Annotated in this window: 20 protein-coding genes; all 20 read right to left on the reverse strand. The window is 46.2% G+C overall.

The genetic code is table 11. The features are described from left to right. Positions 1 to 117 precede the first annotated feature (117 nt). On the reverse strand, positions 118 to 1,227 hold the full coding sequence (gene murG, locus OIU26_RS03375; protein ID WP_025677710.1) for an undecaprenyldiphospho-muramoylpentapeptide beta-N-acetylglucosaminyltransferase: 1,110 nt from the start codon (positions 1,225 to 1,227) through the stop codon (positions 118 to 120). A 6-nt stretch (positions 1,228 to 1,233) separates the two neighbouring features. Further along, positions 1,234 to 2,331: a stage V sporulation protein E gene (gene spoVE / locus OIU26_RS03380; RefSeq protein ID WP_013372090.1), complete on the reverse strand. Its 1,098-nt coding sequence runs from the start codon at positions 2,329 to 2,331 to the stop codon at positions 1,234 to 1,236. A gap of 49 nt (positions 2,332 to 2,380) precedes the next feature. Next, positions 2,381 to 3,802 carry a UDP-N-acetylmuramoyl-L-alanine--D-glutamate ligase gene (murD, locus tag OIU26_RS03385; protein ID WP_264215940.1) on the reverse strand — a complete coding sequence of 474 codons (1,422 nt, stop codon included), beginning with the start codon at positions 3,800 to 3,802 and terminating at the stop codon, positions 2,381 to 2,383. 4 nt (positions 3,803 to 3,806) lie between these two features. Beyond that, the gene (gene mraY / locus OIU26_RS03390; RefSeq protein WP_013372092.1) at positions 3,807 to 4,775 is read right to left on the reverse strand and encodes a phospho-N-acetylmuramoyl-pentapeptide-transferase; all 969 of its coding nucleotides are present in this window, start codon (positions 4,773 to 4,775) and stop codon (positions 3,807 to 3,809) included. A 22-nt stretch (positions 4,776 to 4,797) separates the two neighbouring features. Then, positions 4,798 to 6,201 (reverse strand): UDP-N-acetylmuramoyl-tripeptide--D-alanyl-D-alanine ligase, encoded by a 1,404-nt coding sequence (locus OIU26_RS03395; protein WP_064962135.1) that lies wholly within the window; start codon positions 6,199 to 6,201, stop codon positions 4,798 to 4,800. Beyond that, positions 6,201 to 7,688: a UDP-N-acetylmuramoyl-L-alanyl-D-glutamate--2,6-diaminopimelate ligase gene (locus OIU26_RS03400; protein ID WP_090738742.1), complete on the reverse strand. Its 1,488-nt coding sequence runs from the start codon at positions 7,686 to 7,688 to the stop codon at positions 6,201 to 6,203. The genes OIU26_RS03395 and OIU26_RS03400 overlap by 1 nt, the downstream gene beginning before the upstream one ends. 55 nt (positions 7,689 to 7,743) lie before the next feature. Next, a complete protein-coding gene (locus OIU26_RS03405; protein ID WP_058711727.1) occupies positions 7,744 to 9,660 on the reverse strand; it encodes a stage V sporulation protein D in 1,917 nt (638 codons plus the stop codon). Between the two features lie 81 nt (positions 9,661 to 9,741). Then, positions 9,742 to 12,096: a penicillin-binding transpeptidase domain-containing protein gene (locus OIU26_RS03410; protein WP_090738741.1), complete on the reverse strand. Its 2,355-nt coding sequence runs from the start codon at positions 12,094 to 12,096 to the stop codon at positions 9,742 to 9,744. 60 nt (positions 12,097 to 12,156) lie between these two features. Beyond that, the gene (locus tag OIU26_RS03415; RefSeq protein ID WP_013372097.1) at positions 12,157 to 12,537 is read right to left on the reverse strand and encodes a hypothetical protein; all 381 of its coding nucleotides are present in this window, start codon (positions 12,535 to 12,537) and stop codon (positions 12,157 to 12,159) included. A 24-nt stretch (positions 12,538 to 12,561) separates the two neighbouring features. After that, on the reverse strand, positions 12,562 to 13,512 hold the full coding sequence (rsmH, locus tag OIU26_RS03420; protein WP_013372098.1) for a 16S rRNA (cytosine(1402)-N(4))-methyltransferase RsmH: 951 nt from the start codon (positions 13,510 to 13,512) through the stop codon (positions 12,562 to 12,564). 17 nt (positions 13,513 to 13,529) lie between these two features. Beyond that, entirely contained in the window at positions 13,530 to 13,967 is a 438-nt protein-coding gene (gene mraZ, locus OIU26_RS03425; RefSeq protein ID WP_025677696.1) for a division/cell wall cluster transcriptional repressor MraZ, read from the reverse strand. A gap of 331 nt (positions 13,968 to 14,298) precedes the next feature. Next, the gene (locus OIU26_RS03430) at positions 14,299 to 15,564 is read right to left on the reverse strand and encodes an adenosylhomocysteinase (protein ID WP_016821550.1); all 1,266 of its coding nucleotides are present in this window, start codon (positions 15,562 to 15,564) and stop codon (positions 14,299 to 14,301) included. A gap of 43 nt (positions 15,565 to 15,607) precedes the next feature. Beyond that, entirely contained in the window at positions 15,608 to 17,239 is a 1,632-nt protein-coding gene (gene bshC / locus OIU26_RS03435) for a bacillithiol biosynthesis cysteine-adding enzyme BshC (RefSeq protein ID WP_264215941.1), read from the reverse strand. A gap of 122 nt (positions 17,240 to 17,361) precedes the next feature. Further along, positions 17,362 to 18,300: an ABC transporter ATP-binding protein gene (locus tag OIU26_RS03440; RefSeq protein ID WP_016821552.1), complete on the reverse strand. Its 939-nt coding sequence runs from the start codon at positions 18,298 to 18,300 to the stop codon at positions 17,362 to 17,364. Between the two features lie 11 nt (positions 18,301 to 18,311). Beyond that, positions 18,312 to 19,262, reverse strand: a complete 951-nt coding sequence (locus OIU26_RS03445; RefSeq protein WP_016821553.1) for an ABC transporter permease — start codon at positions 19,260 to 19,262, stop codon at positions 18,312 to 18,314. A gap of 4 nt (positions 19,263 to 19,266) precedes the next feature. Beyond that, a complete protein-coding gene (locus tag OIU26_RS03450; RefSeq protein WP_016821554.1) occupies positions 19,267 to 20,199 on the reverse strand; it encodes an ABC transporter permease in 933 nt (310 codons plus the stop codon). Between the two features lie 197 nt (positions 20,200 to 20,396). Beyond that, entirely contained in the window at positions 20,397 to 22,097 is a 1,701-nt protein-coding gene (locus OIU26_RS03455; RefSeq protein ID WP_040103323.1) for a peptide ABC transporter substrate-binding protein, read from the reverse strand. A 153-nt stretch (positions 22,098 to 22,250) separates the two neighbouring features. Next, positions 22,251 to 22,640 carry a DUF3397 domain-containing protein gene (locus OIU26_RS03460; RefSeq protein ID WP_013372105.1) on the reverse strand — a complete coding sequence of 130 codons (390 nt, stop codon included), beginning with the start codon at positions 22,638 to 22,640 and terminating at the stop codon, positions 22,251 to 22,253. A 4-nt stretch (positions 22,641 to 22,644) separates the two neighbouring features. Beyond that, positions 22,645 to 23,625, reverse strand: a complete 981-nt coding sequence (locus OIU26_RS03465; RefSeq protein ID WP_264215942.1) for a 2-dehydropantoate 2-reductase — start codon at positions 23,623 to 23,625, stop codon at positions 22,645 to 22,647. Between the two features lie 103 nt (positions 23,626 to 23,728). Continuing rightward, entirely contained in the window at positions 23,729 to 24,379 is a 651-nt protein-coding gene (locus OIU26_RS03470; protein WP_264215943.1) for an RsfA family transcriptional regulator, read from the reverse strand. Positions 24,380 to 24,453 lie beyond the last annotated feature (74 nt).

Consider the following 24,453-nt stretch of genomic DNA (forward strand, 5'->3'; position numbering starts at 1 on the left):
GCATCGTTATAAGGCTCTCACCTAACAACCGGCAGCCTGGGTGATGGTCACAATCTATAGGGTATCCTATGTAAATACCGTCCGGTGTGTGACAACCGCCCAAATCTGCGCTGCGTACTACCTTTTATGGGCAAGACGCTCCATTTCTTTTACTAAAATATCTGCTGAGTCAGGCTTACCAAGCGCAGATGCCAACTCCGCCATCCGGCTCCGCCTTGCCTCATCCTTCATAATTTCCGCTATAGATTGAAACAGAGCCGGGCCACTCAATTCCTTTTCTGTGATCATGACAGAAGCCCCTGCCTTTTCAAGTGTACGAGCATTAGCCTCCTGGTGGTTATTCGTCACATTGGGTGATGGAATCAGAATGGACGGAATGCCGAGCGATGTAATCTCTGCCAAGAAGGACGCACCTGCGCGATTAACAATCAAAGAGGTACAAGCCAGTACCTCAGGCATATTGTGAATATAGGGAAGCACGTGTAGATGATTGGGCAATGAGCCGATCTGATTTCGTATGCTGTCCAGCGTTTGCTCATAGTAAGATTCGCCGGTCACATATACAAAATGGACGTCTTTCAGTTGCGAAAGTTGCGGAACCATTGCAATCATGGCATCATTAATGGCCTTCGCCCCTCTGCTGCCGCCAACCACCAGGACCACCGAGCTGTTCATCGGAACCCCTATCGTAGCAAATCCTCGATCCCGGTTAGCCAAACGAACTGTTGTAGCACGCGGGTTCCCAGTGTAAAGTACATTTTTAGCTTTAGGAAAAGCTCCTTCCGAGCCTTCAAAGCTAACAGCCACTGTATCCACATAGCGACTCAGAAATGCATTGGTCAACCCAGGAATCGCATTTTGTTCATGAATAATGCTGGGTATTCCCAACTTGGAAGCTGCATAAACGACAGGGCCGCATACATATCCCCCGGTGCCAATAACGATATCTGGCTTAAATTTCTTTAATAATGCTTTGGACCTGCGAACTCCTTTGAAAAAGCGCATGATTGTTTTTATATTTTCTACAGACAAGCTGCGACGAAATCCTGTGATATCAATAGCCTCAAATGGAATTTTTTCCTGAGGAACTAATTTACTTTCGAGTCCTCGTTGACCGCCAATGTATAAAAATTCAGCGTCCGGATCTATTTCTTCGCACTGTCTGGCTACGGCCAGCGCTGGATAAATATGCCCTCCAGTACCGCCGCCGCTCAACACGACGCGCATAAACGTTCACCTCGCATAACGTGATAAATTTAATAAAATGCCCAGAGCAGTTAGCATTAAGGTCAATGAAGAACCTCCATAGCTGATTAAGGGCAGTGTTATTCCTGTCACCGGCATTAGACCGATAACAACACCAATATTAATAACGACCTGTACCGCCACCATTCCGACAATACCTACCGCAAGCAAACTGCCATAGGTGTCCGGGATGGTAATAGCCACACGCATCCCTCTCCAAACAAGGACCAAAAAAAGCCCCAGCACCGTCATTCCACCGATAAAACCAAGCTCCTCCGCCAGTATGGAAAAGATAAAGTCCGTCTGTGGCTCAGGAACGTAGCTATATTTTTGCCGACTCATGCCGAGCCCCAAGCCTGCCAATCCGCCAGGACCAATAGCATATAGCGATTGAATAATTTGATAACCCGCGCCAAGTGGATCAGACCAAGGGTCCAGAAATGCGGTAATACGCTGGAGTCGATAAGGGGCAGCTGCAATCAGTGCAGCAAACCCCGCTGCCCCCGACAAGGCCAGTAGACCAAGATGCTTCATACGCGCGCCTGCCGTAAATACGATCAGCATGGATGCTCCCATCATTACCGTGCCTGTGCCCAAATCAGGCTGGAGCATGATGAGCCCAAAGGCCAGTCCCATGAGCCCAAGCGGAGGCAACAGCCCGCGCGTAAAAGAGCTAATATCATAGTCAGGACGACTGAGCCATTGAGAGAGAAAAAGAATCATACCCAGCTTCATAAACTCGGAAGGCTGAATGCCAAAAGAGCTAATACCGAGCCAGCTTCGTGCTCCGCCTCTTACTACACCAATGCCAGGGATTAAAACGGCAACCAGTAGAGCCAGACAGATCAACAATACGACCTTGGCATATTTCTGCCAAATCCGATAGTCCGTTCGGGCAGTAAAGTACATGGCTACAAGGCCGAGCCCCGCAAACAGCAATTGTCGTTTAACAAAATAGTAGGAGTCCCCGTACTCGTGAAAAGCGAGGACGGCGCCCGCGCTGTATACCATAACCATGCCGATGGCTAACAAGCTTACAATACAGACGAAAAGCCATATATCTGGCGCCGGACGAGATTGTTTCATCAGGAGGCCACCCCTTGCATAAAAGTAGGGGCTTATCCAACCCCCCTACTTACAATTTATGCGCCGCCTCTTTAAAAATACGTCCACGCTCTTCATAGGATTGGAACATATCCCAACTTGCACAAGCGGGTGAGAGTAATACCACATCTCCCGTCTCAGCAAATTCAGCTGCCTTGTTTACAGCCTCCACGAGCGTAGCGGCGGCATCCTCCCCATTATCGACGACCTTGACATGCTCTATTCCAGCCTGACGAGCCCGATCTGCCAGCTTATGCCGTGTCTCCCCCAAGAGCACAACGGCTTTCACACCTTCCTGCAAGGACGGTACAAGCTCCGCATAATCAGAGCCACGATCCAATCCTCCGGCAATGAGTACGATGGGTTGCTTAAAGGAAGATAAGGCCATCATTGTCGCTTTCGAATTGGTTGCTTTGGAATTGTTGTAATAAGCTACTCCACCGTGTTCTAAAACATATTCAAGCCGATGTTCTACACCGCGAAAAGCGCTTAATGGTTTCGCTAATTTTGCTGGTTCTGCTCCTGCGGCAATGGCGATTGCACAAGCAGCTAGAGCATTTTCTACGTTAAAACGACCCGGAAGCCCAATATCGGTCACGCCTATAATGGGATGCAGTACCCCATTTCCATCACGGTATACGATGTTTCTTTCAATATCATCCGTCACATCCGGTATGTATGGCGGGTCAGCAAACACCCCTTCCTGCAAACGTTCCGTCATTGAGAAAGGAAGCAGCTTCGCTTGAATATAGGGCACAAGCTCCCGGCAGACGGGATCATCCCAGTTCACCACCGCGGTATCCGACGCTGTTTGATTGGCAAATAGACGTGCCTTCGATGCAACGTAGTCCTCCATGCCTCCGTGGTAATCCAAATGGGTCTCAGCTACATTGAGCAAGCAGGCTACTGCGGGCTTGAAATCCTTTGTTCCTTTTAACTGAAAGCTGCTCAGCTCCACAACCATCCACTCGTCCGACTTGGCGTCCACAGCCGCCTCGCATAATGGCGTACCGATATTACCAGCCACGATCGGATTCATGCCGGATGCCTCCAACAACTTGCCCACCCAAGTGGTCGTGGTCGTCTTGCCGTTGGAGCCAGTAATTCCGATAATCGGAGCTTTGCATAGATGGTAGGCGACCTCAACCTCGGTCACGACCTCAATGCCGAGCTCGACAGCTTTCTGTACGGGAGGGGCCGTGTAAGGAATTCCTGGATTTTTGACAACCAGCTTCACTCCAGGATGAATCAGCCCTTCCGGGTGACCCCCGCATAAAACGGAAATTCCCAAAGCCTCTAATTCAGAAGCTTCGGGACATTGTTCCCTATCTTTTTTATCATTGACTGTGAGCTTGGCCCCGGCCTGATGTAGCACCTTGGCAACTTGTACGCCGCTTTTGGCCAGACCGATAATGACAACTTCCTGATCTCGGTATGCGTCTGGATGATTCATTTGTCTACAACCCCTTGTTGAGATAAAGTCCAAGTCCTGCCAACAGCAGTCCTACAGCCCAGAATGTAATAACTACGCGCCATTCGGACCAGCCGGACAGCTCGAAATGATGATGAATCGGGCTCATTTTGAAAATACGCTTGCCACGGGTTTTAAAGGAAGCTACCTGCAAGACCACGGACAGCATTTCAATCACGAATACACCACCGATGATGAGGAACAAAATTTCGCTTTTTGTAACGATGGCAATGGCACCAATGGCTCCGCCGATGCCCAGCGAGCCTGTGTCACCCATAAATACCTTGGCAGGATGAGCATTATATACGAGAAAACCAAGTACAGCGCCAATCATGGCCGCTGCGCAAACTGCAGCTGGAAGCGAGGTTGCTTGAATCGCCACAATGGCATAAGCAGCAAATGCAATCGCACTTGTACCAGACAGCAGCCCGTCCAGCCCATCTGTAAAATTGACAGCGTTGCTGATCGCCAGCATCATGATAATAATGAACGGATAATAGAACCAACCGCCCCAATCAAATGACCATGAGGTGCCCGGGATGCCAATTGCCGTGCTGTGATCATTGCTAATCAGAAGCCAGCACATAATCGCGCCAAACAATAACTGCCCGAACAGCTTTTGACGCGCAGTCAGACCGAGCGAGCGTTTGAATACAATTTTAATATAGTCGTCCAAAAAGCCGATCAGCCCAAAACCGAGCGTAGCAACCAGCAGAACGTAAAAGTCCGTATTTTTAATAGCTGAAAACTTTAGAAAGGTCAGCGTAAAAGCCAGCAAGATTACGATACCGCCCATTGTAGGCGTACCTATCTTTTTAAGATGGCTTTGTGGCCCGTCATCCCGGACCTGCTGGCCGAATTTCATTCGCCGCAGCAGCGGAATGAGCAGTGGAGCGGCAATGACCGCCAGTATAAACGATACGACGATCGTCAGCAGTAATAATTGAATATCCATGGGAGTCTCCCTCTCGTCAACATCAGTTCTGTAGCGGACCGTTTTTCAGCGCATCCACAATTTCTTCTAATCGCATCCCTCTGGATGCCTTAACCAGCACAATATCATCGGCATGGAGATAAGATCGCAAATGCTGGATCAGCTTTTGCTTATCTGTATAAGCATGTACGTTAGCAGTTGGCATTGTCCCTTGCGCACCCTGCGCAATCGAAGCGCCTAATGCACCATAGGTAAACAGTGCCTCTATGTTATGCTTTGCAGCAAAACGCCCAATTTCTTCATGAAATTGCTTTTCCTCAGCGCCCAGCTCCAGCATGTCACCAAGCACGGCAATTTTACGTCCACCCGTTTTATATGCAGACAACGTCTGAATTGCAGCCTTCATTGAAGCAGGACTGGCATTGTAAGCGTCATTTAGCACGGTAAGTCCATCCGAACACTTCACGACCTCAATGCGCATGCCCGTCAGCTTTAAAGACGACAACCCTTCACGTATATGGTCTGCATCCACATTGAAATGACGTGCTACCGCCAGCGCTGCCAATCCGTTTACAACATTGTGCTGTCCGAGCAAGGGAAGCCGGAAAGCCTCTTGGCCGGATTGGGCTGTTATGAATAAGCTACCTTCTCCATCCGAAGTGATTTCAGTCGGATAATCATCATTGTCCGCAGCTAACCCGAACGTGAATAATTTTAATCCTTCAGGCTTGACCGTTTCAGGCTCCGCCAACACTTGTGGAAGTAGTGGTTCATCCCCATTATAGATAAGCAATCCACCGGGTTTAATCCCACTTGCGATTTCCAGCTTTGCACGAGCAATTTCAGTGCGAGAACCAAGCTGAAGTAAATGCGATTCGCCAATGTTAGTTATGACAGCTACATCTGGTTGGGCAATATTAGCCAGCAGACGGATTTCCCCTCTTCCACTCATGCCCATCTCCAGAATCAGGATATCTGTATCCTGCGGCATGGACAGTACTGTTAAAGGCAACCCGATATGATTGTTATAATTCCCTTCCGTTTTGTGTACTTTAAAAGTCGTGCCGAGTAGAGCATTTACAATATCTTTCGTCGTCGTCTTGCCGTTGCTTCCCGTGATTCCAACGACAGAAACGCCAGTTTCGCGCAAGTATACAGCTGCTAGATGCTGAAGGGCTTCTAATGTATCCTCGACCTCAATAGCATTGACAGTCGGAGGTGCTCCATGATCCTTTTGCCATAAATATGCTGTTGCCCCTCTCTCGCTTACGATCTGCTGAACATAATGATGTCCATCAAATCGTTCACCCACGAGTGGAACGAACAGTCCCAGACTCTGCGGCCTGCGTGAGTCTGTAAAAACGCCCTCAACCATCCGTTCGGCGTCCGCCTCTGCGTGAAGTGTTCCTCCACACATGGATGCAATCTGACCGATTGTTCTTTTCATCACTTGGATAAACCCCTTATCGCTTCTTTGGCTACGATGCGATCATCGAATTCATGCACCGTTTTTCCAATCAACTGGTAAGTCTCATGACCTTTTCCCGCAATCAATACTACATCGTCAGGGCTTGCCATTTCAACAGCTTTATGAATTGCAGTTCTGCGATCCACGATCAGTTCATAACGTTCGGCAGGTACACCTTCATCAATCAACCCTTGTTCGATGTCTTTCAAAATCACTATGGGGTCTTCTGTTCGCGGATTGTCGGAAGTAATAAACGAATGATCGCTGTATCGTGCAGCAATTTTTCCCATCAACGGACGTTTTGTACGATCTCGATCTCCGCCGCAACCAAACACACACCATACTTTACCAGTCGCAAATTCCTTTACGGTGCGAAGGACATTTTCCAATCCGTCTGGCGTATGGGCATAATCAACAATTACAGCAAAGGGTTGACCCGCATCAACAGGCTCTACGCGCCCATCCACGCCTGCGATAGATTCCAGGCTCCGCTTGATATCTACCAGTGAGATACCTTCCAGCAAAGCAGCTGAAATGGCTGCTAGTGCGTTGTACACATTAAACTTGCCTACCATTCGAAGCTCAATGTCAGTTTCTCCTTTAAAAGTGGATACATGGAAGGAGGTTCCCTTGGCACTTATAGTGATACGAGACGCTTGTACATCCGAATCCTTTTCCACGCCGTAGGTAATCACTTGAGCCGCAGTTTGAGCCTGCAAATAGGAAGAGGCTGGATCGTCTGCATTCAGAACAGCATATTTACTATAGGATGTATCACGCGAGAAGGCATTTCCCAGTCTGGAGAACAAAAGTCCCTTGGCAGCGCGGTACTCCTCCATCGTGTTGTGATAGTCTAGATGGTCCTGCGTCAGGTTTGTAAATATAGCGGTACGAAAATCTGTTCCTTTGACACGGCCCTGCTCCAAAGCATGTGAGGATACCTCCATGACACAGCATTGAACCCCTTGCTCTGCCATATTCCCGAGATAACGTTGCAGTTCTACTGCTTCAGGCGTAGTGCCGGACATCGGATAAGACTGGCCGTTGTAACGCATTTGAATGGTACCAATCAGCCCGGTGTTCACCCCGGCGTCCTGCATAATTTTTTCAATCAGGTACGTTATCGTTGTTTTCCCGTTCGTTCCGGTTATGCCGATCATGCGCATACGGCGGCTTGGTGAATCAAACATATAATCCGCCAAAACCGCCATGGCATGTCGCGCATCCTTAACAACAAGCTGCGGAACAGGCACATCCAGTTCTCTCTCTACGACCAAAGCCGCCGCTCCGGACGCAACGGCCTGCCCAGCATAGTCATGTCCATCTACTGTAAAACCGGGTAAGCACAGAAATAAGTCTCCCGGTTGTACACGACGTGAATCCGCCCCGATTCCTCGGCAATCCACTGTACCGTCACCCACCACTCGGGAGACGGCCAGCAGTGAAGCCAATTGTTGAAGCTGCATCTTACATTCCTCCATTGCTCTCTCGTTATTCATAGTATGGTATAAAAAGAACCTATCAATCCCCCATATATATACGGATCGTTGATCCTCGTTCCAATCGAGAGCCTGGCTTCGGTGCCTGACTTATGACCGTCTTGCCTGACCCAGATTTCACGAGCATAAAGTTCATATTCATATCTTCGTATAAATCAGCTGCAGTGGCACCTACCAGATCAGGTACCGTTTCGATCGGTTTTTCCCCATACTTGTACTCTTTGGCAATTTGATTGGTACGAGGTGGTATTTTCAAGGCAATCAGTGCATCCTTTAAAATATTTTGCACGATTGGCGCAGCAACCACACCGCCGAATTGAATCCCTTTCGGGTTATCGACAGCAGTATAGACGACGATTTGCGGATCATCCGCCGGAGCAAAACCAATAAAGGATACAATATGCTCCGAGGAAGAATAACGTCCGTTAATCACCTTTTGTGCTGTACCCGTTTTACCTCCAACCCGGTAACCCTCAATAAAGGCAGGACGACCTGTACCTTTAGCTACAACACTTTCCAGCGCTTCCCTTACCTGTCGAGAGGTATCCTCTGAAACAACTCTACGCACCAGTTCCGGCTCCACTTTTTCTAGAACCTTTCCGGTTTCGGGCTGAATCCAGCCTTTTGTGATGTGAGGCTTATAAAGATTGCCACCATTGATTGCTGCCGACACAGCCGTAACCTGCTGAATCGGAGTGACAGATACCCCTTGACCAAAGGCCGTAGTAGCCAGCTCTACAGGTCCGACCTGAGGTAGCTTGAACAAAATGCCATTGCCCTCACCGATCATGTCAATTCCTGTTTTGCTGCCGAAGCCGAAATTGCGAATGTACTTGAACAGTGTTTCTTTGCCCAGACGTTGTCCCAACGTTACAAAACCCGGATTGCATGAATTTTCTACCACTTGAAGAAAGGTCTGGCTGCCATGCCCACCTTTTTTCCAACAACGCAGGCGTGCTCCACCGACTTCAATATATCCCGGATCAAAGAAACGGTCATTTTTAAGATTAACCTTCTTTTCTTCCAAGGCAGCGGCCAGTGTAATAATTTTAAAAGTAGAACCAGGTTCATATGTCATCCAAATTGGCAGATTTCGATTATAAATTTCAGGCGCATATTGCTTGTAAAGCGCTGGCTCATAGCTTGGTCGTCCAGCCATGCCTAATATTTCACCCGTCTTGGGGTTCATCGCAATAGACAGCGCGGACTTCGCCTGAAATTTGACCATGGCTTGGTCAAGCTCCCGTTCCATAATGGATTGCACCGATTTATCAATGGTTAATTGTAAATTCAGTCCATCCTTCGGTTCAATGTACTTTTCAGAAGAACCAGGCATCAGGCGGCCACCTGCGTCTGATAAATACGCGATGCTTCCATCGATTCCTCGAAGCTTGCTGTTTTGCTGCTTCTCTACACCTGTCAGCCCTTGATTATCAATTCCGGTAAATCCAAGAATATGAGCCGCTAGATCACCATAAGGATAATAACGTTTGTTGTCTTCAGCAACAACGATACCCGGCAGCTTCAAATCACGAATTTTCTGGGCTTTCTCCATCGTAATTTTTCGTCCGCCGGGCTGAAGTTTTTGGCTTGCTGTTCGTTTGGTAATCAGCTTGAGCACTTTATCCTCACTCATATCTAGCAAGGGCGCCAGCCTGCGTGCCGTTTCTTCCGGCTCCTTAATCTGTACTGGTATCGCCATGACAGTCGGTGAACTGACATTATAGGTCAGCGCAGTACCCTGCCGATCCAAAATTTCGCCACGCTTGGCGGCAAAAGGAATATTGCGGCGCCACGAATCCTCAGCCTTGGCTGAGAGCTCGCCTCCTTTACCCAATTGAACATAGGCGAGCCGGATCGACAAGGCCGCAAACAGTACGAACAATCCCAGTAGCCCCCATACCAGCCTACGCCGCATGGTCACGTTAGACTTTTTCAAACGCGCCCCCTCCGTTCCTCAAATACTCATGACATGTCTTACCTCATGAATATTCAAAAGAACGGACATTAGAACAAGCTATCAGTTATCTTCGCCTTTAATCGCGGCAGCACTTTTCTCATCTGCTACAGCAGATATCCCTCCCTTAGGAGTTCCCGCATTTGTTTCAGTACCCGCAGTAGTATCGGTTTTGGTTTTAGTATCGGCCTCCGTTTTCGTTGCATTGCCTGTCTCGTTAGCTGCAACTCCAGTGGTCGAATCCTGTGTTTCCTCCGGCTTCACTCCGGTCACTGTTTCTTTGGCCGGCTGAAGCGTAACACTGACGACCCGCTTGCCATTTACCATTTGTGCCTTTTGAGAGACAACATACCCTTCACCGCTTACCTGAACACCAACCTTCATAAGCGTCAGAACTTGAAGTGTGTCACGCAACGAGACACCTGTAAAATCGGGAATCGTCATGTTAGCACTATCCTCAGTCAGCAAATAAATGCGCTGTCCCGGTTTCATTTTGACGCCTGCTTCAGGATACTGACGAACAATTTTGGAGCCTTTACCTACCGTTTCGTAAGCAATCCCCTGTTTGAGCAATGCATTTTGCGCATCCTTCTTCACTTGGCCTGTTAATTGTGGTATCGTTGGCAAATTCACCGTTTTTACTGCAGATTCACCTGATTTATTCGTTTTGGTTCCTGTTTTTGGAACCCCCATATATTGCAGCGATTGGGACACGATTTTTTTAAACACAGGTGCTGCTGCTGTACCGCCGCCTACCGATTTGTTAGGTTCATCCATAACAACCAAGACAGCTATTTTCGGATCATTTACTGGTGCAAAACCAATAAAAGACACTACATCCTTCGAATGATCGTAAACTTTTCCGACGACTTTCGTCGCCGTCCCTGTTTTACCAGCAACACGGTACCCGTCGATATAAGCAAGACGTCCCGTACCAATTTCTTGGTCAGACACGACCTGCTCCAGATAGCTGCTTGTCTGAGCTGCAGATTCCTGAGTAATCACTTGGCGGACTTCCTTCGGTTGAATCGTCTGCACTTCGCCTGTATCTGGGTTTATAATTTCCTTCACCAGATGAGGCTGCATCAACTTCCCACCGTTAGCAATTGCCGAGATCGCTGCCACCTGCTGAATTGGCGTTACCTGAACACGTCCGTGTCCATATGCAGCCGTCGCGACTTCGGATTTGTACTGGGTATGGAATGTAATAGCTCCGGTAGACTCACTTGGAAGATCGATGCCTGTTTTCATACCGAATCCAAAGTTATTGATATATTTCTTCAGCCTCTCGCCACCCAACTTATTAAGTCCCAAATGGACGAAACCGACGTTACTTGAACGCTTGACCCCTTGCAGATAGGTTAACGTTCCCCAGTTACGGCTTACGTCACGAATATCCCAGCCTCCGACGCGAATCATACCAGATTGGTAGGTCTCATTCGGGTTAAACACCTTTTCTTGAACCGCAGCAGCCAAGGTTACTATCTTAAACGTGGAGCCCGGTTCGTAGATAGACTGAGTAGCATTATTACGGAAATTTTCCAAAGGCGTACTCCCATATGTATTGGGATTAAAATTCGGATAAGTCGCCATCCCGAGAACATCCATTGTTTTAGGATCGGCCGCTACCACAGTCATCGTTTTGGGATTATATTTTGCAATAGCTTCTTGCATGGCATCCTCTATATAATACTGAATCGTATCGTCAACCGTCAGCTTTAAATTTTTACCATTTTGTGCCGGCTCGTAGACACTTTCCGATCCCTGAAGAGGAACTCCCTTTCGATCCCGCTGATACAGAAGCTTTCCAGCCGTGCCAGAGAGCTCTTTATTGTAATAAGCTTCCAACCCCATACCTGCAGTACCATCTTTTCGTTGATAGCCAAGGATATGAGAAGCCAGCTTATTTTCCGGATAATAGCGTTTGGATTCCTGAACAGTGTCCACAGCTCCAACTACCTCATACTTATCCTTCAAATACTCTTTGAACGTATCGACCTGTGTTTTCACCTCTGGGTCTACCTTCCAGCCTCCATTACGAATCTCACGATTTTTTAAATAGTTACCTTCTTTATCCTTTGCAGATAGATGTCTTCTCAGCTCATCCTCGGGCGTTTTAAGTAGCTGATGCAGCTTGGCTACAACCTCATTCTCCAGATCATACTCCTGAATGATGCTAGGGTTGACAACCACAGTGTAAGCCGGTGCATCCGTAGCTAGTACATTCCCTTTACGGTCCATTATGGTTCCACGCTTGGGCTGAATCACCTGGTCTCTTTCTATCTGTGTAACAACCTGATTATGCCAGTATTCCCCACTCACGACTTGAATCCAAAATACCTTAAGTAGCAGAACAAGAAAAAAGAGGGTAATACATCCCCCTATCAGCAGTGTGCGAAGCTTTATTCTTTTGACCATAGCTCAAACCTCTCTGCAAAAAAATATACGTCAGAGCATAGCTTGATGCTATGCTCTTAACTATTTGGCAGCCTGCTTTTCCACACGAATGGGCTCTCTTGTTGGTTCGATATATCCCTGTTCCTTCGCAGTCGGCACAATCTGATTCTCCAATCGTTCCTTCTGAATCTTCAATTGGGCGATATTGGTCTGTAATTTGGAAATGTCCTTGCTGGCTGTATTAATCGCATAATTAATTTGATAAATGTGAGCATATCTGCCAATCAACGTCCCCGCAATGACAATGCATGCTACAAGTGTCAATAGATACAGCAGCTTTTCTCGAATCGGCAGCTCTCTGCGGCGTGTAACGACTTTGGTGGTCTCACGATACCGTTGTTGCTGAACCTGTTCCTGACGGGCTCTTTCTTTTACAGCCAAATTACCGCGTGTATAAGCCATGTCGCCTCTCCTTCTCCATTAAATTTACAATTTTTCGGCAACTCTCAGCTTGGCTGACCGGGATCGTGGATTAAGCTCCAATTCCTGTTCTGATGCCACAATCGGCTTACGATTCACCAGCTTTAGATCGCCTACCATTTTGTCATCCAGAATCGGCAAATCAGATGGATAGATGCTTTTCGCCAAATACTCCTTGAAAATATGCTTGCATATCCGATCCTCCAAGGAATGAAACGTAATAACCGAAATTCTGCCCCCTGGAGCCAGACATCTTACTGCCTGATGCAAAGTATCTTCCAGTGCACCCAGCTCATCATTCACAGCAATCCGTAAAGCCTGAAAACTGCGTTTAGCCGGGTGTCCCCCGGTTCTGCGTGCCGCAGCCGGAATTCCTTCTTTGATAATATCGACAAGTTCCCCCGTTGTGTGAATAGGCTTGTTCATTCTACGTTCAACCATGATCTTTGCGATCCGCCTGGAGAACTTCTCTTCTCCATATTGAAACAGGATCCGCGCAATCTCCGCTTCCGGCCATTCATTAACAATTTCGTATGCCGTAAGCGAACTGCTCTGATCCATCCGCATATCAAGCGGCGCATCATGATTGTAACTGAATCCCCGCTCCCCCTCATCGAACTGGGGCGAGGATACACCCAGGTCGAACAAAATACCCTGGACCTGCGGAACGCCGTCTTTTTCGGGCAATCCCAGTTCGGCCAGCTTGTCCTGCAAGTGGCGGAAGTTGGATTTCACTAATGAAATCTTTCCTTCATAGGCTGACAGCTTCTCTCGTGCATTGTTCAATGCCCAGTCGTCCTGATCAAAGGCAATGAGCCTCCCTTCAGGGCCAAGCTGTGACGCAATGACGGAACTGTGTCCTGCCCCTCCCAACGTGCAGTCCACATAAATCCCGTCCTGCCTGATGTTTAGTGCCTGTGTTGCTTCTTCCTTGAGTACGGTAATGTGGTGAAACAAACGGCTGACCTCCTAAATTACAATTCAAAGTTGAAATCAACCAATTTCTCAGCAATGTCGTTAAATGCTTCTTCTGATTGGTTGAAATATTGCTCCCAAGTGTGCTTGCTCCAAATCTCTACCCGGGTGGACACTCCCAATACGACGCACTCTTTTGTAAGCTTGGCGTATTCGCACAAATTCCCCGGTAAATTTACCCTGCCCTGTTTGTCCAATTCGCATTCAGTCGCCCCCGAGAAAAAAAAACGGGTAAACGCCCGCGCATCAGCCTTCATCAAAGGCAGTGCTTTAAGTTTTTTCTCCATAACAGCCCACTCATCCATGGGATACACGAAGAGGCATTGATCCAGCCCGCGGGTAACCACGAACGAGGCACCAAGAAGTTCACGAAACTTGGCCGGGACAGTAAGCCGTCCCTTATCATCAATGCTATGTTGGAACTCCCCCATAAACATTGGTTTCGTCACCCCTTACCCCATTCTCCCACTTTGGCCCACTTTCCACCACCTAAGCATAATAGATTCGCTTTAAAAAATCAAAGACCTCTTTTTCATGACGAAAAAGTGATAATTTCTAGATACATGGCACGATGTCTGTTATTGTAGCCCTGCGTCATAAGATGCCAAAAAGCCCCTTATCCCATGAAGTCGAACCCCCGACAATATGCATCAGGTTTCGAAACAACACGGAATAAAGGGCTTATTCTCTATCCATTGTGTCAACCTATACAAGCACTTGCATTAAAAATGTACCGCTTCTGCAGTAGACACCGTGACCAAAAATAGATTACGCGTTCCAGCTGTCCAGATAGACCTTTTGGTCTTCTGTTAATGTGTCAATCTTGATTCCCAGACTATCAAGCTTGAATCGAGCCACTTGCTCATCAATTTCATAAGGTACATTAATCACGGCTTTGCCCAGCTCGTTGTAACGATCATTCACATATTTCAAGCCGAGTGCCTGAAGCGCAAATGTGGTATCCATAATTTCTGCAGGATGACCATCAGCGGCAGCCAGATTCACAAGGCGCCCTTCTGCGAGCAAATACATTTTACGTCCATCTTTAAAGCGGTATTCCTCGATATTGCGACGCACCGTGCGAATGGATTCGGAGCGTTTGGCAAGCTCAGGCTTACTAACCTCCACATCAAAATGCCCTGCGTTACACAGCACAGCTCCATCCTTCATAACATCAAAGTGCTCCCCTGTAATTACAGCTTTATTTCCAGTTACTGTAATGAAGAAGTCACCCAGTTTGGCAGCTTCCACCATTGGCAATACATGAAAACCATCCATATGGGCTTCTACAGCCTTGATTGGATCAACTTCAGTTACAACAACGTTGGCTCCCAGCCCTTTTGCACGCATTGCAACCCCTTTGCCACACCATCCATAACCCACCACAACCACTGTACTTCCTGCCACAACCAGATTAGTCGTACGAATAATACCATCGAAAGCTGACTGACCCGTACCATAGCGGTTGTCGAACAAATATTTACAGTAAGCATCATTTACAGCCACCATCGGAAAGTGAAGCTGCCCTTCTTTTTCCAAAGCCTTCAAACGAATAATCCCTGTAGTGGTCTCCTCTGCTCCTCCACGAATCGTTGAAATCAGATCAGGCCGTTCAGATTGCAACAGAGTAACCAGGTCGCCACCGTCATCTATAATGAGATCTGGCTTAGTTTCCAGTGCCTTGATTTGCAAATTCTTGAATTCCTCTGGATCTGGATTGTATTTAGCCAATACCGTAACGCCATCTTCAACTAATGCGGCGCAAACATCATCTTGTGTCGACAAAGGGTTACTACCCGTAATGGTGACCTGTGCCCCACCTGCTTGTACCACTTTAGCCAGATAAGCCGTTTTGGCCTCCAGATGTAAACAAATCGTTACCTTCAGACCGGCAAAAGGCTGTTCTTGCTCGAATTGTTGACGTATACGGTTCAATACCGGCATATGGGCTTCTACCCAATCAATTTTCAAATGACCTTCAGGGGCCAATTTAAGATCGTGAATAATGCTATTTTGCAGAGAATGGGAAGTCATACGTTATTTCCTCCTAAATATTAGTTAAATTCGTTTATGATCATTATACATAAATCACACGATGCGTCCCCGACAAATCCAAAGGTACGTTCATAATCATATCCATCAGGTCGAGACCGTAACGGTTCAGAAAATGATAGATGGTATACGCGCGCTCCTGCGGCTGTCCAAATGGGAAAAGCGACCATTCGATATGATCCCAATGGCGAAGTGCTGTTCCATTTTGCCGAAGCAGCGCTTCCTGCACCTTTGCCTCCAGATAGTCAATCTGCCCCAGAATTTTCTCGCAGTTGGTTTCTCCGAGCTGTAGCAAACCTTTCTCTATCATTCCTGTCTGCTGTATAAGCGGTTTATACATACGGATAAAAGCATCCTTAGCCTCGGAAAACTGATCCTGCATTCCAAGCTGATCTTGAGTGGCAATCCATTGCTTTTTCCGTTCCTCAAGCCCGTCTCTAACTTGACCAAAAGTTAGTTCGTACTTAAGCATATGCTTTTCGACGCCCGGCTCCAGTAATGTAAAAGACATACGGGGCAGCAGTATCGGCATCTGCATCCCGAGCACTCCGAAAGCATCTCGTGTAATTGCCCAGTAGGCAATTTCTCCTAGACCCAGCACAGATCCCAGTACCGGGAACAGTGAATCCTGCATGAGCGGACGGGTTAGTACATTGTTACTAAAACGTTCGGGGTGTCTATCTATTTCTTCAAGCAGTTCATCCGCTGTAAATGCCACCAAACCGCGTCGATCTGTGAATAAACCAGCTTTTTTGAAAAGTAGCAGGCGTTCCTCTTCATGAATGTAAAAAAGGTTCGCACCACCTTCATGCACATCCGCTTGTAAATGATAACCATAGTCCACGATCCGCGTAGCGGTTGTCTTATACGCTGTCTCCAACTCATCATTGTGCTGAACCAACTGTCTAAAAACGGATGCCTCCAGCTTGCGCAGTAAAGGATCTGCAGAATCCATGAGCACCAATCCATAGGCACCAAACATACGGCCCATCAGCCTGGCAAAGGCCTCACTTAATCCATATGATTCTGTCACACCCTGCTCAATCATGCGCATAATATCGGTCTTATGTTCTGAATCTGGCAAGCTTTGCTCTATATCCGCCATCGCTTGTTTCCACTCAACCGTATCGACTTTAATGCCACTAACTGAAGAACGGCGTTCAGGCTGCTTATTCAGCTTGATTTTAACTGCTTGCGGGTCTTTTGCCATTACGTATGTATGATTGACCTCGTCCCAGTCATGATCTTCACCAGCAATCCAGAAAATCGGAATAACCGGACGTCCAAGCCGTTCCTCAGCTTCTCTAGCTGCTTTAATAAGCGTAGCAGCTTTGTAAATGACCAGCATCGGACCTGTGAATAGTCCACTTTGCTGTCCGCCAACGACTACTAAAGCATCTGGACTTTCCAAACGGTCCAATGAAGCATGAACCGCCTCATGCGAGTTGTGTTGCTCATTGTATATACGAAGACATGCTACGACATCCTTACGGTTTAATCGCAGATGCTCCGTCTTATCCAGCCACTTCGCCCGTTGGGCATAAGCATCGGCGTGCAGAATATCATATTCATACAAATCGCTTGCGCGTCCTGTACCCTGTATGTAGTCTTCTGCCAAAGCCGACCCTCCGCGAAGCGTTTCCGGAACTATTTTCATGGGTCTGCCTCCTGTCTCCACCAAAACCTTACTGCTTGATTGTACCGAAAGCCCATGTCCACGTCAAAGCTTCCTATAAAAAAAACCGCCGAATAACTCGGCGGTTGGTATATAGAACAAGATTAAGCGTAAGGTTCAGCTACAAAATGTCCTTTAGACACTTCGATAAGCGTGGCATTTTCCAGGTTATAAGCCCCTGCCTTATTATCGGACGCGTTATGAATCGGTCCGCCTTGATCGTCAGGCATAATAATTCGTTTTTTGTTGGCTTCGACTTCCGGGTCAGGAAGTGGAATCGCCGACAAAAGCATTTTCGTATATGGATGAATCGGATTGGCATATAATTCAGAGCTTTCAGCAAGCTCCACCATTCTGCCTCTATACATTACAGCTACCCGATCACTAATGTGCTTGACCATCGACAGATCATGCGCAATGAACAGGTACGTCAGGCCCAGACGTTCTTGAAGCTCTTTTAACAGGTTGACAACTTGAGCCTGAATGGATACGTCAAGCGCTGAAATCGGCTCATCACAAATGATGAACTTAGGATTAACAGCCAATGCACGGGCAATACCGATCCGTTGACGTTGGCCACCAGAAAACTCATGCGGATAGCGTGTTGCATGGTCAGGGTTCAAACCAACCAGATCAAGTAACTCCTCAATCCGTTTTTTACGTTCTGCACGGCTACCTGCCATATTGTGAATATCCAGTGCCTCACCAATAATATCAGACACAGTAAAACGCGGGTTCAATGATGCATACGGATCTTGAAAGATCATCTGCATATCACGACGCATTGCTTTCATTTTACCCGGTGATAATTTGTAAATATCTGTGCCGTTAAAACGTACGCTACCTGCTGTAGGTTCATACAAGCGCAAAATAGTACGTCCCGCTGTAGATTTACCACAACCGGATTCGCCAACCATACCCAGCGTTTCACCCTCACGAATATAGAAATTCAGGTTGTCCACCGCTTTGAGCACACGGTTTTTGCCAACATTAAAATACTTTTTAAGACCTTCAACCTCAATTAAATTGTTGCTACTCACCATGATCTCACCTCCTATTTCTTCAACTTCGGATCAAGCGCATCACGCAAGCCGTCGCCAAAAAGGTTGAACGCAAGCATAATCAAACTGATCAAACCTGCTGGGAAAAGCATCCGCCACGGATAATACATCCACCCTGTCAGAGCTGATTCAATCATTGAACCCAGCGACGCCTGAGGAGCCTGTACCCCTAATCCAAGGAAGCTCAGGAATGCCTCGGAGAAAATAGCACTTGGAACCGTCAAGGTCAATGTGACAATGATTGGTCCTACCGCATTAGGCAACAAGTGACGGAACAACAAACGACCTGCACCAGCACCCATTGAACGGGAAGCAAGTACGAATTCTCGGTTTTTAAGTTGCAGCATTTCACCACGTACAATCCACGACATGTTAATCCACCCTGTTACACAGAGCGCAATAATAATTGTGGTGATACTTGGCTCCAGTACAACCAGCAACAGAATTGTAACAAGCAAGTAAGGAATGGAATACAAGATTTCAGAAAATTTATTCATGATTTCATCAACGCGGCCACCAAAGTAACCCATAATTCCACCATAAATTACACCAATCATCAAGTCAATCATTGCAGCAGCCAAACCAATAATCAATGAAATCCGTGCGCCCATCCAAGTACGTACAAACATATCACGCCCCAGATCATCTGTTCCGAACCAATGTTCCGCCGATGGAGGAAGATTGGTGCTCAACAAATCATTCGTGCGGTCATCGTATGGCGACAGCATCGGACCAATAATTGAAGCAAGCACAATGAGAACCAAAACGCTTAAGCTCGTCATAGCCAATTTATTTTTACGAAGTCGTTCCCAAGCATCTCGCCAAGCGGATAAGCTTTCACGCTGAATAACTTCAGACTGCTTTTCATCCGCTCCGACCCTCTGGAAATCTTCCGGTTTCACCTGAAGTTTATCCAAGTTCACAGCATTATCTTTAACAGACATAAAGTTATCCCTCCTTCCCGCCAGTAAGCTTAATCCGCGGATCAATAAATCCATATGCAATATCCGTAATAAAACGTGCCACCATCAGCAAAATACCGTAAAAAATAGTAACTCCCATAATCATCGTATAATCACGGGTTGTAATACTATCTACGAACACCTTACCGATACCGCCAATCCCGAAGATTCGTTCAATAACAACCGAACCCGTAATAATATTGGCTGTCATTGGTCCTACATAGGTAACAACCGGCAGAATAGCATTACGTATAACGTGTTTGAACATAATTGTAATGGATTTCAAGCCTTTAGCCTTGGCAGTCTTAATGTAATCTGCATGAAGCACTTCCAACATACTGGAACGCGTTAGTCGAGCGATAAATGCAATCGGAGAAGCAGATAAAGCCGCAACTGGCAAGAAGTAATCCATCGGGCCTTCAAAACCCATAACATTAAACCAGCCTAATTGTTGAGCAAAGAAAAATTGAATTAACGATGCCAGAACGAAGCTGGGAACCGCAATCCCCATAATAGCTAATACCATAGCGACGTTATCTATGAGCCTACGATGATACAAAGCTGCTAGCATTCCTAGCAAGATACCGACAATTATCGACACGATTATGGCAACAAAACCGAGTTTGAGGGAAACAGTAAACGTTTGTCCGATAATGTCAGTTACACTTTGATTCAGTTTTTTCATAGAAATACCAAAATCACCTGAAGCAATATCACCTAAGTATTTAAAATATTGGACATATACAGGCTTATCCAGCCCATATTGTTCCATTAACCGGGCTTGAATCTCAGGAGAAGTCGCTTTTTCACTCATGAAGGGGTTACCCGGAATTGCTTTCATGAGAAAAAACGTCGCAGAGATCAGAATGAACAAAGACAGCAACATATAAAAGAATTTACTGATCAAATAACGCGTCATTGCCCGTTTACACCCCCCATAAATTTTTTTCGACACCATTCGATTTTATCGAAATAGAATTGGACTGTCCAATCTACTTATTTGCATGGTTACATGATGATGGAAAAGACTAGGACACACAAAAAAAACGGGATATATATGGTTCAATCCACATATATATCCCGAAGTAACTATCAAACTTCAGAATTAAGCTTCAGTTACTGTGTAATATACGCTCTTGTGAAATCAATTGCTCCACTAAAGTCAAGCGCGATGTCTTTTACATTCTGTTTCGTTAAAGAAACATTTGAATAGTAATAGATCGGAAGCATTACCATATCATCTTGAACCAGAATTTTCTCTGCCTTCGCGAAATCTTCCATGCGTTTAGCTGGATCAGTTTCTGTTTTGGCAGCTTTAATCAATTCATCATACGCAGGGTTAGCGTAACCTGAGTTGTTGTTACCATTGCCTGTTGTCCACATATCCAGGAATGTCATCGGATCATTATAGTCAGCAGACCAACCACCACGAGCGATTTGGAAATTCAGCTTGTTACGTGTTTGGATAAATACGCCCCACTCTTGGTTTTGAGTTTTAACATCTACACCAAGGTTTTTCTTCCACATATCAGCTACTGCCAAAGCAATCTTTTGGTGACTTTCACTGGAGTTGTACAGCATTGTTATTGTAGGAAGCGTAGTCATTCCTTCTTCTTTCATACCTTCTTGAAGCAATTTTTTCGCTTCAGTGAAATCTTCTTTGAAGAAATCATCTTTATGCTCACTACGGAATTCTTGAGAAACTCCTTTGATGCCTGGAGGTACAAAGCCGTAAGCAGGAATTTGACCGCCCATTGTTACACGTTCAACGATCGGTTGGCGTTGAATAGCCATCGCAAACGCTTTACGGATTTTAGCATTATTAAATGGTTTTTCTGTTACATTAAACAGATAGTAGTACGTACTTGCAATTCCTTTAGCCTTAAATTCATTAGGCAATTCGTTTTTCACAGCTGTAATTTGATCAGTAGGGATTTCGCCGTTTGGCATACCTGAATAATCAAGTTGTCCACTTCTGTACGAAGCCAGTTCAGTTGCACCACTATTTACAAGGGACATTGTAATCTTGCTCAACTTGATTTCGTCTTTACCCCAGTAGTTTTCGTTCTTGGAAACTTCGATCTTTTGACCGCTATCCCAAGCCGTTAATGTGAAAGGTCCGTTAGTAATCATGCTATCTTTCTGAACTGCCCACTTGTCATTACCTTTAATAGAAGGATTTACAGGATAGAAAGTGTAGAAAGAAGTCAATCCCAGGAAGTAAGGAGTTGGGTGTTCCAGTTCTACTTGCAATGTATGGTCATCAACAGCTTTGACACCTACATCTTTAAAGTCTGTAATTTTTGTTCCTTTATAAGATTTCGAAGTGCTCAGGTTGTAGCCCTCAGCATTTTTGATATAGTACAATTGGTAAGCATATGGAGGTGCAGGGGCCGTCGAAGGGTCCAATACCCGTTGCCAAGCGAATACGAAGTCACTTGCTTTGACTGGGTCGCCATTACTCCATTTTGCAGTATCACGAAGCTTGAACGTGTAGGTTTTGCCGTCATCAGAGATTTTCCAAGATTCAGCAACGCCAGGGATTTCTTTGCCGTCAGGACCCATACGTACGAGACCTTCATACAAAGTTTTCAGAACCGCGTTGGTTTGACTATCCTGAGCTTGTGCCGGATCGAAGGTTGGCGGCTCGGAAGAAAGGTTAACGCGCAAAATTTGCTTGTCGGCCGGGGCCGGCGTAGTCGAGGTGTTTTCTTGTGCGCCCTTACCATTGGTATCATTCTTGCCGCCGCAACCTGCGAGCAGTGCGCCAACTGCAAGAACGAGTGTCAAAAGGACTAAAAAGCTTTTCCTTTTCATCTAGCGTTTTCCCCCTAGTTCTAAAGTGGTATATGTTTATAGATTATACAACCAGCGGTCAAAAAAATCTACATTACATTTCTTCAAATTGAGCTTTTTTTTCAAAAAAACATGATTAATTCATATTTTTTCATCATTCCATGTCATATTTCATCACATAGAGTTGAATATATTTTTAAATATACCAACAACAGTCAACAAAGTATACGCCAATGTCATAGCCATAAAAGTTAATCTCCAGACCGCTCTACATAATCTTTTACCATCAACCTTTCCTTTTATTCGGTTTTGAGCTCCTCCAATTAAACCCAATGCCAGTAACAAGAGCAGTAGAATCAAATAAAAACCAAATCGGGATGTAAATAGTACATTAAAGAGTGCTGCGACGGAAAATATCAGAAAAAAAGTGGTAATATCCATAGAAGTAAGCAATGATTTCTTCTTTTCCATTTTAAGAATGTAGCGACATACCGCAAACACGATCAAAAACGGAAAAAAGGGAAGAATACTGAAAGTGATAATAGTACCTTGTATAAGACTCAACTGATCACCCCTCTTTTAGCCGCATTCCTTCAATTAATTGCCACAATACCTCATGAGTTGGTGCACTAATCCCAGCTCGCTTTGCCATCTGCACCAATTGCCCGTTAATGGAAGCAACTTCGGTCATGGACTGTGCAAGTACATCAGCTAGCATAGACGAGTGATTCTCTGCCGTTGCCCGGCAAACATCCATAATTTGATCCCACCATGAACTTTCCCAGCGGATACCATGAGCTTCATACACTTGAATTCCTTCATCATATAGCTTACGCATCATATGTATTCGAACAGGCTCCAATAGCAGCTCGCCATTTCGAACTCGCCATACGGCTGTCAGTGGATTGATCACAGCGTTAATCAACAACTTGCGATAAATCCCTTTCTCGATTTCTTTCGACAAGCAAACGTCAAATCCTGCTGCAAGCAGCCGATTTAGCACACATTGTTTGAATTGATTGTTGTGCTCCCCCTCTCCTTCCTCCGAAAATCCAATTTCAGTCACGCCCGATCCTGCATGTACAATGGATGCTGCCCCCTGTTTCTTGGCTCCTTCGGTTGTCACAGCAGGGTATACTACAGCTTTAGGCCACGCCTGCCTGATGCGTTCTATATGACCGATTCCATTTTGCAAACAAATAATCCCTGGATCTGTTTCCGTTTGAGCCACAGGCTGGATCTGTTCCAGTACTTCTCCTATCGCCCCCTGTTTGGTCAAAAACATAATCCACCGTGCCGGAGCCTGTGAATTTAACCGTTGCCAATCTGCCAATGGCGCTACCTTTAATTGCTCCCCCGCCACATGAACAACCACCTGCCCCTCATTATCAAGCACAGTAATCCCTTCACGAGCAATGATGTGTGCCTGTTCAAGTGTTCGTGTCCACAGCCTTACTGTAGCACCCGTGGCCGATAATCTCCCGGCAAACAGCAATCCCAGCGAACCCGCTCCAATAATATCAATCACTTTGTATCGTCTCGCTTCCATCTTTTTTTCTACTATATCATATGCACTCCAATGAAATAACAAAAAACGCCAACTACGGACAAACGATAGTTGACGTTTTATTTAGATAGCTATTGTAATCTTGTTACTCAATGCGCTCCAGATTCCCATTAGCGTCCATTTTGAACCTGGATTTAAGCTCTTCCTCATCTTCAGTGATTAAAGCTAATCGCCGGGCACGGTCCATAATCTGAATCAGAGCTTTATAATCATCATTTACAACACGATAGTCAGTCTGCACATCATTCACTTCTTTGGACAGCCGGTCATTAATGGAGCGAAGCTGATTTAATTCTTCTTCCTTTTCCCGCAAATCTTTCTCCAGCATCTTAACCTGCCGATTCGTCTCCTGCATAGATCCCTTCCATTGACGCAAGAAGCGAATTACTGCATCAATAGATAACGTATCTTCACTCGTTCCATCTGTTCTGTATCCCCCTTCGACTGGATCGAGCGTGGCAAAGGCCGCCACTTGCGATACACCTACCGGGCTCTGCTTACGAATATAACTGCGCTTCTGGCGCTGTGCTTTGGCAATGCCAATCGCTTCATCGTAACGTTTGCGCACGCAGCTATTCCAACGAAAGCCGCATGCTGCAGAGGTTCTACCTATTTTTTGTCCAACCTCCTCAAACGCAGCGAGCTGTGTTCCACCTTCCCGGATATGCCGCAATGTCACCTCCGCCAATATCAAGTCATCTTCCGCACTCCATGCATCTTGTCTTATTGCAGTCATGCCTCTAGCCCTCCTAACAACATCCTGAAATAACCGTCTTCATGAACCGATCTTGCCGGTATTTGAATAGGGTA

Source organism: Paenibacillus sp. BT-177 (assembly GCF_025846815.2).
GTDB classification, from domain to species: Bacteria; Bacillota; Bacilli; order Paenibacillales; family Paenibacillaceae; genus Paenibacillus; species Paenibacillus polymyxa_C.